The sequence below is a fragment of the Candidatus Babeliales bacterium genome (assembly GCA_035288105.1).
In the GTDB taxonomy this organism is placed as follows: Bacteria; Babelota; Babeliae; order Babelales; family Vermiphilaceae; genus SOIL31.
In genome coordinates, this window is sequence record DATEAY010000002.1 from 32126 (window position 1) to 42103 (window position 9978).

A 9978-nucleotide genomic window follows, 5' to 3' on the forward strand; every position below is an offset into this window, starting at 1 on the left:
AAAAAAGAATTTCTTTTAAACAGGAGTCCCCGGCGCAGTTTACGAGGCTGGGGTTAGAAAAAAATGTTTACGAAAATGTTTTAGCTCTGCAATTGATTCATACACATCACTCAATGCACGATGCATATCAGATTTTTTATATTCAATGTTTTTATCTTGAGGATACCAACGTCGCACTAATTCTTTGATACTCGTAACATCAACAATGCGATAATGCAGATAATGAGTAATACTTGGCATATATCTGTCCAAAAAAACACGATCCTGCCACACAGAATTACCTGCTAACATACCAGTATGAATTGGACAATGTTGTTTAATAAAGGCAAGAGTTTCTCTTGCTGCCTGCTCCAAACTAATTGTTGATTGGCGTACTGCATCAGTTAACCCTGTTTTACCATGGTGATCTTGGCACCATTTACCCATAGCAGCAAGTTTTTCTTCTGGTTGATTAATGATAAATGAAGGCCCTTGCGCAATCACATTCAAATTACCATCAGTGATTACACTCGCAATTTCTATAATAACATCATGTGCAATGTTCAATCCAGTCATTTCAAGATCAAGCCAAACAAGATTCCCTATAATGTCATTCTTTGCCACATCAAGCACCTTTTATAAATGATTTATGTCATATAAAAAGCATACCATCAGCCCATCATGTTGCCAACAAAACAAATTGTGCATTTTGACAAAACAAATTTTTGCACACTATACTACGGTAAAATTTAAACAACATTATTTGTTCGTTTCCTTTTATCCCCAGCTCCGTTACTCTCCGCCGGGGTCCCCGTGTGAAATGCAATGAAACATGGGGATAAAACGATATCGGACGTTCCTGTGGAGAAAAAATGAAAATATCTCATTGCAAACAACTCATTATATCGTTAATTTTTTTCAGCACTAGCACATACTCGATAACACAAAGATACGCAAAAAACAAACCAACCGAATTTGTCACAATAGCAATTCTTGCTAAGGATAAAGCTCACACACTCCCATTGTATCTCTCTTGTTTGGAACAACAAACATGGCCTGCCAACCAAACATATCTCTATATCCGCACTAATAATAACAATGATGATACAGTACAAATTTTACGCGATTGGATTGCACGTATGGGAAAAAGATACGCAAAAATATATTTTGATGACTCAGATGTTGCAGCACCAGTTGAACAATTTGGACAACATGAATGGAATTATACTCGATTTAAGGTACTCGGTGATATTAGGCAAGCTTCTGTAGATTGGGCTTACAAAAATAATTCTCACTATTTTGTAGCAGATTGCGATAACTTTATTTACCCAGATACACTTGAGAGTCTAATCAAAACAAATTTACCCATTGTAGCACCACTATTGCGCTGCGATTCACAGCGCTATTATTCCAATTATCATGATATTGTTGATGATAATGGTTACTACACACCATCTATGCTCTACTACGATATACTCGAACAAAGAATTATGGGAATTATTGAAGTTGCTGTTGTTCATTGCACCTATTTTATTCGTCACGAAATACTCAACAAAATGTGTTACAATGATGAATCAGCACGATATGAATACGTTATCTTTAGCGACTGTGCACGCCAACAAAATATTCCACAGTATATCGATAACCGAACAATTTATGGATATATATCTTTTGCTGAAAATGAAGAAGAATTAAACACTGAGCCATTCTTGGACATATTCACTTCTTTACCAGTTTGATGCAAAACGGTAGGATAATAACGCGATAATCCATTAAAGTTTCACAACAACAAGGTTTGTACGTTATGCAAAAATTACGCGTTGGCGTCCTTATGGGCGGCAAATCACTTGAAAAAGAAGTATCTTTTAATTCTGGCAGAACAATTTGTGATCATTTAGATACTACACGATACAGCGTAATTCCACTCTTTCAAACTGATTCAAAAATATATGTGTTACCGTGGCATTTTCTACATCGAGGTAAAACAACTGATTTTGAACATAGACTTGCAGGACAAGCCGAATATGTTGCATGGGATGATCTTAAAAAATATATTGATTTTATCTACATCGCACAACACGGCCGCTATGCAGAAGATGGCACCTTACAGGGTTTTCTTGAGATCTTAGACATTCCTTATGTAGGTTCAGGGGTGTTTGCAAGTGCACTACGCATGGATAAAATTGCCCAAAAAACTTTTCTGCATAATGCAGGGATTACCACACCACGATACATTGCTGTGGAACCACATCAAATAGATAATTTTGAACAATACAAAAATAACATCCTGCAAAAACTTATCAATGCACATATCAGCAACAACTACGTAGTAAAACCATCTAATGAAGGTTCTAGCATTGGTATTTCTATCATCAATTCTATCGACGACCTTGAATCAGCACTTAAAAAAGCATGCTACGTTGAACGCGGTAAAAAAAAACGTGTACTCATTGAGGAAAAAATTACTGGAATGGAATTCACGTGCATTACGCTACACAACGGCATAACCGGTGAATATATATCACTACCACCCACAGAAATTATCCCCGAGCTCGGAACAACGTTCTTTGATTACGAACAAAAATATATGCCCGGTCGCGGTGTCAAACGAACACCAGCCAGTTGCAGTTCAGAAACAACAAAACAGATTCAGCAAACCTGCATTGCTGTTATGCGTGCGCTAGAATTCACCACCATGAGCAGAATTGATGGATTTGTAACTCATGATAATCACATAGTTATCATTGATCCTAATACACTCTCTGGCATGGCACCATCCAGCTTTATATTTAATCAAGCAGCAGAACGCAACATGAGCCCATCTCATATTATTAATCACATCATTGAAACAGAATTACAGCAGTACAACATGCTCGATGCTATTGTCACACAAGAAAAAATGGAACAAACAACCATGCATACTGAAAAAATCCGCGTCGCTGTTTTACTTGGTGGCGCATCAAATGAAAAAGAAACATCTCTCGATTCAGGTCGTAACGTATTCTACAAACTTTCACCACACAAATATGATGCCATCGCTGTTTTTGTCGGCAGTACTTTAGAATTATACACACTTACTCAATCACAACTTGTACGTAACTCAACCAGAGAAATTATCGAACTCTTACAAGAATCTCAAAAAATAAAGTGGAATGATTTACCAACCATTGCCGATTTTATATTTAACGCATTGCACGGAGGTGAAGGCGAAAATGGATCAGTGCAAGGCACATTAGAAATGCTCGGCATTCCTTACAATGGCTCGTCAGTTTTGACCAGTGCATTATGCATCAATAAATATAAAACAAATCAACTCCTTGCTTCGCATGGTTTTGATGTTCCACTGAATATGTACGTTACAAAGGAACAATGGAATTCATCCTTCGATACACCCCTGCAGGGCACTCAGGACGAGCGGAGAGAAAATATTCAGAATAAAGAAAGCAACAACCAAATTAGCCCTCCATCAGTTATTTCTGATGAACATAGCTTCCTTCCGCTCGCCCTGAGTGCTCGTCGAAGTTTCTTAACGAAGGAGAGTGTATCGAAGGGTAACCTCACATACCCCCTCATTGTCAAACCACACGACGATGGTTGTAGTGTTATGGTACAAAAAGTACATAATGAGACAGAATTGCATAGTGCGATTGAAAAAATAGTAGAACACAAAGATGCAGTATTAATCGAAGAATGTATTATTGGAATGGAACTAACCGTTGGTGTGATTGGTAACGACCATCCACGTGCACTACCACCAAGCCAAGCAATTAGTGCACAAGGCATATTGTCTATCCAAGAAAAGTTTTTGCCCGGTGCTGGTGAAAATCAAACTCCTGCACTGCTTTCCCAAGAAGCACTACGTTTTGTACAAGATGTTATGGAAAAAGTGTACACAATACTCCAATGCAAAGGATATGCACGCATTGATTGCTTTTACCAAAACGCGCAAATCAGTCCTACTGGCAAAGAACGTGTAGTAATTTTGGAAGTAAATACATTACCAGGCCTAACTCCGGCAACATGCCTGTTTCATCAAGTAGCAGAAATTGGATTACGACCAATGGATTTTATTGATACATTAATTATGCTTGGATTTGAAGAACATAACCCTAAGAATATCACTCATGAAAAATTGATATTATGCGAAAAACTACAATAACTACCTATTTCGATAGAAGTAATAGCAAAAGAGTGTAAAATCCTAATTTTGATATACCAGAAAAATTAAAAAATGAGGCTATGCTATAATTACCATTACACCTACCTGCTTTTGTAAGCGCTAAAGAAGGCTCTTTATACATTTTTTCTTTTAGTTCTTTTGCTACATAGCAAACAGTTAAACTATTTTTATCATTTTTATATAATTCATGAACAATACGTTGACCAGTGTTTTGGTGCTGCTCCACATCATCAATAAATGATTGTGGAACAAATGTTGGAAACGAATATTGCTTTTCTAAAATACTTATTTGCTTGTGCTCATCTAACGTCAGAAGATCTTTCTGAATCATATAAGGAATATTATTCACCAAATCTTTTTTGAACTGTACGTAACCCGCATTATCTAAACAGTCTTCAGATACCGCAGAAACAACAGGAAAAAATGTATCCGAAGGTTTCGATCGCTTCAACATACCAAATTTTTCACATCTTTCTTTTGTGTTACTATCCACTTGCTCAGCAGAAATAGCTGTTGATTTTTTGAATAGAATACAAACCTCAAGGCTTTGCTCCATTGCAATGACGGAAAGCGAAAAACTTACACACATTACACTGACCACTATTTTTAGTAACAACATATTTTTCATCAAAAACCCTTTAAATCCCTATACAAAATAACCACTTCTCATGGTAAACAAAGAAATGGTAACCATATTATTTACTTATCCTCTTGCCTTCGATAATAAAATAACTTTACTATTTCAATCGTAACAAAGTAAGCAATGGTGATAGACCCTATTTTGAGTAGATCTTCAAATTGAGGCTGCACAAACAGGAATGTTTCTTGTCCAATAATGGTAAATGGTAAAACCATTACGATAAAAGCGGAAAAAATACAAAGACTAATAAGCGTTATAGATGGAAGCTTATATCGTAAAAATAATACCTCCGTTCTTAAAGAAAATATAAGAGCCAACTGGGCAAGAGCAACTGAAATAAACCAATTTGTTTGCAATGTCCCTGGATGATGTTTGAAGAGAATAAAAATCATGAAGTTAAAGGGTACACTCACTAAACCAAACAAAAGAGTCACAAAGATATCTTTTATAGAAAAATGTAAAGATTTTTGCAATTCATCTTTGTCTACCAAGTCTGTTGAAATAGCAACCAGAGGAAAATCGCTTATCAAATCCAAAAACAATAATTGTAGCGGTAACATTGGTAAATAATTAATAAGTAAGGATGAAAAGGCAATTGCGTAAAAATTACCTAAATTAGATGAAACGGTAATTTTTACGTACTTAAGAATATTAATCAAAATTTTTCTGCATTCCTCTATACCAAGACCAAGCGTAAGCAAACTTTTTTCCAATAATATAACTGTTCCCACTTCGCGCATTTCTGGTGCTACATCACCAGACACAATACTAACTTTGGCAATAGTAAGAGTTGGTATATCATGAATCAAATTACTCATGTATGCAACAGAATATTTCCCTTGTAAATAAGCAATCATTTGATATTTCTGATCAGATGTCAGTTCTGTAAAAACAGTGCCTCTATGAATAAGTGACATTTTTTGTTCTTCGGTACTATGTGTAAGATCAGAACCAGATACAGTAGCATCCTTATCCTTTGCTAAACCTATGCGTTCTGCAATAGCACCGACAATCTCAACACTATCTTCACTCACAATTTTAATCTGTAGTCCTAAAGAACGCATTTTTTCCAATGCAGAAACATCGCTACGTGAAAAATCTTTTTCGTCAAAAATGAATGTACTATCATCCAATGTTTTGGTTATATCAATACACAATACTTCAATACCCGCTAGCTGCTCTATTGCTGACAATCGTCTTATAATCATTTTATGATCGTGTAATGCCATTGCACCTTTTGTTAGGCAAAAAGTAATAACTGTGCTTACAGATGAAGGAATTGCACTAATTGCCAACGCCATAGAAAACAACATAAATTCTAACCATGTCGACAGTTCTCGTTCAATAAACATATTAATAAAAAATACAAGAACTAGGCTAACTAAAACAAAAAAAAGAATTACATATGTAAGATGCATCGTTCCTTTAATAAGATTGCTTGTTGTATCATGAGATATGCCATCTTTTTCTTGAGGTATTCTCAAAAATACCATTGCCTTATAGCTTTGATACTCCTGATAAAAACCTATAATTATATTGATTATCGCAATAAGGAGTACAAGGATACCTCCAACTACATGCCCTGCAACAAAATAGATTACTGTAACAACAAGAAGCATGCCAGTGAAAAGATTAATTAACTGATTTTTTAAAATTGGAAAAATTTTATTTTTCATTTTTTCTATTCTTACAATAATAGTACGTCAACTTAACACACTCAGCAATCACCATGTTAAATATAATCACACCAATTAACCATGGAGCATGTTCCCAACGCGGTGATGTAAACAGAAATATTTTATGCCCAATAGCAGTAAACGGTAAAATAAGTGCTGTAGAGATAACAAGAAGAGAAAGTCCTATCAATAAATTTGATGGTCGGGGAGCTCTGAAAAACAACATCGGAGCACGGAATAAAAATATAAAAATAACTTCAGAAATAGTACTCGTTATAAACCAACTTGTTTGCAACGTTGCAGGAAAGTGTGATCTGAATACCAAAAATATCGTGATGTCTGCAATAAACATAATGGTACCAAATAATACAATTAAAATTGCCGCATCAGTCATATCATACGTGAGCGGTTTTTGCACTTCTTCATCGCTCACATTATCAGTAGCAATGGCAATCATCGGCAAATCGGTGAGTAAATTTAAAAATAGTAATTGCATCGGCAACATTGGTGGATAGCTAACAAGTAATGATGCAACAGCAAGCGCATAAAAATGACCAAAACTTGGTGCATTAGTCATTTTTGTATATTTGAGTGTATTAACAATAGTGCGTCTACCTTCTTCAATTCCTAAAATAACCGAACTTAAACTTTTGCGCAGCAATATTATTTCAGCAGCTTCACGCGCAACTGATGCAGCATCATTAACAGCAAAACTTACGTGTGCAATTTTAAGCGCAGGTGCATCATTAATACCATCTCCCATGTAACCGACTGAATATTTTTGCTTTAAGTGTTTAATGATTTCGTACTTTTGTTCGGGATTTACTCGCGCAAAAACAGATCTGTTATTCGCCAAAAATATTTTTTCTTCTTCAGTAGCTTTTTCAAAATCTGTGCCCAGTACAACATTATCAACATTTTCTTCAAGCCCCAATTGCCTTGCTATGGTAAAACAAACATTTTTACTATCACCGCTGAGTATTTTAATCTGAATGCCCAATGATTCTGCTTTTTTTACCGTTGTCAAAGCAGTACTTTTAAGTGGATCTTGGAATGCAATAAGACCAATTGTTTCATAATCATGATCGTCTGCCGTAATGTCATACGAATCAGCAGAGTAAGAAGCACTATTTTTTGTAGCAATTGCCAAAATACGGTTTCCCTTTGATTCTTCCGTATCAATCCAATCATGAATCGTTTTCTTTTCTTGCTCATTTAAAAAAGGACATTTTTGAATCACAATTTCTGGAGACCCCTTGATAATAAGCGTGTGCACATCTTCTTTATGCACAAGCGCCAAACATTGTCTTTTTTGTGGCGTAAATGGCGATTCTTTGAGCAATGTATGTTTTCCAATATGAGCAGTATGTTCTGGTGTTAATTTTTTTTGTAGTGCTAAATCAAAACCTTTTGTCGTATTTTCTTTTGCTGCCATTTGCGCAGAAGAAAGAATCGCATATACCAATGTTGCATCAGGATCTGCACCATAAATATTTTCAACACTCAATGCATTTTCTGTTAATGTTCCTGTTTTATCAGTGCAAAAAACTTCAATGCTACCAAGGTCACCAATTGCTGACAATCGCTTTACAATCACATTGTTTTTTTTCAATGATGAAGCACCTTGAGATAAACAAAATGTGATAACCATTGGCAAACCTTCTGGAATTGCCGTAATAGTAAGTGCTGCTGCAAAAAGAAAAAAATCGACAAAATTAAGTTCACCTTTATGCACAACAATATGCACCAAAGCGGTTAACAGCAAACTAAAAAAAATAAGATAAATGGTAAACCGTGCAATCGAAACGGAACCTTTTTCAAGACTACTCTTTGAGCTTACTGTGTTAGTCAATGCTGCAAGAGTGCCAAGTGCCGTATGTGAACCAGTACCAATCACCACACCAACCCCTTTGCCTTGTGTTATAACAGTACCAGTAAATCCTATATTTTCTGCCTTATACATATCAGTTACCGCTTCATCCATTGCATCCGCACTTTTTACAACAGCAACCGATTCTCCCGTCAAACTTGATTCATCAATTATTAAGTTATGAACCTCAATAAACCGACAATCAGCAGGAATAACATCACCTGCATATAAAATCATAAGGTCACCAGGAACGAGTTGATTGATATCAATATTAGATTCATTACCAGCACGCTTGACAGTCACTTGTGACATAAGACATTTTTTGAGCGCCTGCATTGCTGTATTACTGCGATATTCCTGATAAAACCCAATACCCACATTCACCGCAATAATTGCAAAAATAATAATGCACTCAGCGACTTTGCCCGTGAGTAAATACGCAAGACCAATCACAAAAAAAATACACATAAAAGGACTGAGCAACTGTCCTTTTAATATTTCAAACCATGTAACATCAACTTCTTTAATTTCATTAAGACCATATATAGCAAGACGTTTACCAACTTCCTCTTGTGTTAAACCTGAAGTTGATGCGTGCACATCAGCAAGTGCATCAGCAATTGAAATGTTGGTATAAAAAGAAAATTTTTTATTTTCCATTTTGGTTCCTTTTTGTACCATTCTATGCGATCTATTTCTGCTGATGCAAGTGTTTAGATGTACGCTATTTTATTTGAAGAATTCACATAAAAAACTATTTGATGTAGACTGTACAAGAGTTTGGTTTACACTATTACCAGTAGAAACTGCCTATAAAACATATCTTAAGTTCTACGAAAAAAGTAAAAGAAAAAAAATCGAATATATAGAGAATGAACTAAGAGCTCAAGAACAAGCATTACATATTTTTCTACGATTTTATTCAAAAAAAATACACAATAATACAATTGCTGTTTCATCGCCATTCGCTTCAGAATTGAATATCGAAACGGCATTAGCACATATATATGAAAAAGAATTGAACTATTATCAATTCTCTACTGAATATAAGAGCTTATCCGAAAATTAATTAAAGAAGAAAGCCCTTTTTAAAAAGGCTATAATAGCCTTTGGAAACAAACAAAAAAAAAGGGCTGTTATGAAGTTTATATCAGATAAGCTGTGGTGTGAATTAAAAAGTGTATTTTCGACAAAAAAAACAAAAGTTGGACGACCTGAATTTGACAATCGAGTTGCATTGGAAGGGATTATTTACATATTATACGCGGGTTGCCAGTGGAAGGCGTTACCAGAAAAATATGGTTGTAGTTCGACAGTTCATGGAAAATTCATGAGATGGTGCAAAATGAAAATATTCAAAAAGATGATGATTAAAGCTCGTGAATATTATCGCAAACGTAACTCACAGAATAATTGGTATGCACTTGATACTGTTATAAAGAAGGCTCCTTTTGCAAAATTTGCTGGTAAGAACCCTACTGATCGAGCAAAAAATGGAATTAAGGAAGCAATTCTTGTTGATAGAAAAGGTGCACCTCTTTTTGTACATGTTGCTGCAGCAAATGTTCATGACTCCAAATTGCTTGACCCCATAGTCCAACAACTTAATAAGTCAAAAAAAATCCGTATTATC

The 9978-nt window shown here is 35.4% G+C and carries 8 protein-coding genes; 4 read left to right on the top strand and 4 right to left on the bottom strand.

What is annotated here, in order from left to right:
• Positions 1-39: 39 nt before the first annotated feature.
• Positions 40-603 carry an oligoribonuclease gene (gene orn / locus VJJ26_00175; GenBank protein ID HLC06578.1) on the bottom strand — a complete coding sequence of 188 codons (564 nt, stop codon included), beginning with the start codon at positions 601-603 and terminating at the stop codon, positions 40-42.
• A 248-nt stretch (positions 604-851) separates the two neighbouring features.
• Here orn and VJJ26_00180 point away from each other — a divergent pair, with 248 nt between their 5' ends.
• Together VJJ26_00180 and VJJ26_00185 are read left to right on the top strand one after the other, a co-directional pair.
• Complete coding sequence (locus VJJ26_00180; GenBank protein ID HLC06579.1) at positions 852-1718, top strand: hypothetical protein; 867 nt, start codon at positions 852-854, stop codon at positions 1716-1718.
• Between the two features lie 65 nt (positions 1719-1783).
• Positions 1784-4138 carry a hypothetical protein gene (locus tag VJJ26_00185; GenBank protein ID HLC06580.1) on the top strand — a complete coding sequence of 785 codons (2355 nt, stop codon included), beginning with the start codon at positions 1784-1786 and terminating at the stop codon, positions 4136-4138.
• 4 nt (positions 4139-4142) lie between these two features.
• Here VJJ26_00185 and VJJ26_00190 read toward each other — a convergent pair whose 3' ends face one another.
• The 3 genes from VJJ26_00190 to VJJ26_00200 all read right to left on the bottom strand — a co-directional run bounded on the left by VJJ26_00190 (position 4143) and on the right by VJJ26_00200 (position 9005).
• Positions 4143-4787, bottom strand: a complete 645-nt coding sequence (locus VJJ26_00190; GenBank protein ID HLC06581.1) for a hypothetical protein — start codon at positions 4785-4787, stop codon at positions 4143-4145.
• Between the two features lie 71 nt (positions 4788-4858).
• Positions 4859-6475 (bottom strand): cation transporting ATPase C-terminal domain-containing protein, encoded by a 1617-nt coding sequence (locus VJJ26_00195; GenBank protein HLC06582.1) that lies wholly within the window; start codon positions 6473-6475, stop codon positions 4859-4861.
• The gene (locus VJJ26_00200; GenBank protein HLC06583.1) at positions 6465-9005 is read right to left on the bottom strand and encodes an HAD-IC family P-type ATPase; all 2541 of its coding nucleotides are present in this window, start codon (positions 9003-9005) and stop codon (positions 6465-6467) included. The genes VJJ26_00195 and VJJ26_00200 overlap by 11 nt, the downstream gene beginning before the upstream one ends.
• Positions 9006-9078: 73 nt before the next feature.
• Between VJJ26_00200 and VJJ26_00205 the strand changes: the two genes are divergently transcribed.
• On the top strand, positions 9079-9414 hold the full coding sequence (locus tag VJJ26_00205) for a hypothetical protein (protein ID HLC06584.1): 336 nt from the start codon (positions 9079-9081) through the stop codon (positions 9412-9414).
• A 69-nt stretch (positions 9415-9483) separates the two neighbouring features.
• Positions 9484-9978: IS5 family transposase (locus tag VJJ26_00210; protein HLC06585.1), on the top strand; the 495-nt coding region annotated here is incomplete at its 3' end.

Coding starts and splice junctions, on each gene's coding strand:
- VJJ26_00200 (HLC06583.1), bottom strand. CDS start 9,005: ATGGAAAATAAAAAATTTTCTTTTTATACCAACATTTCAATTGCTGAT.
- VJJ26_00195 (HLC06582.1), bottom strand. CDS start 6,475: ATGAAAAATAAAATTTTTCCAATTTTAAAAAATCAGTTAATTAATCTT.
- VJJ26_00190 (HLC06581.1), bottom strand. CDS start 4,787: ATGAAAAATATGTTGTTACTAAAAATAGTGGTCAGTGTAATGTGTGTA.
- VJJ26_00180 (HLC06579.1), top strand. CDS start 852: ATGAAAATATCTCATTGCAAACAACTCATTATATCGTTAATTTTTTTC.
- VJJ26_00185 (HLC06580.1), top strand. CDS start 1,784: ATGCAAAAATTACGCGTTGGCGTCCTTATGGGCGGCAAATCACTTGAA.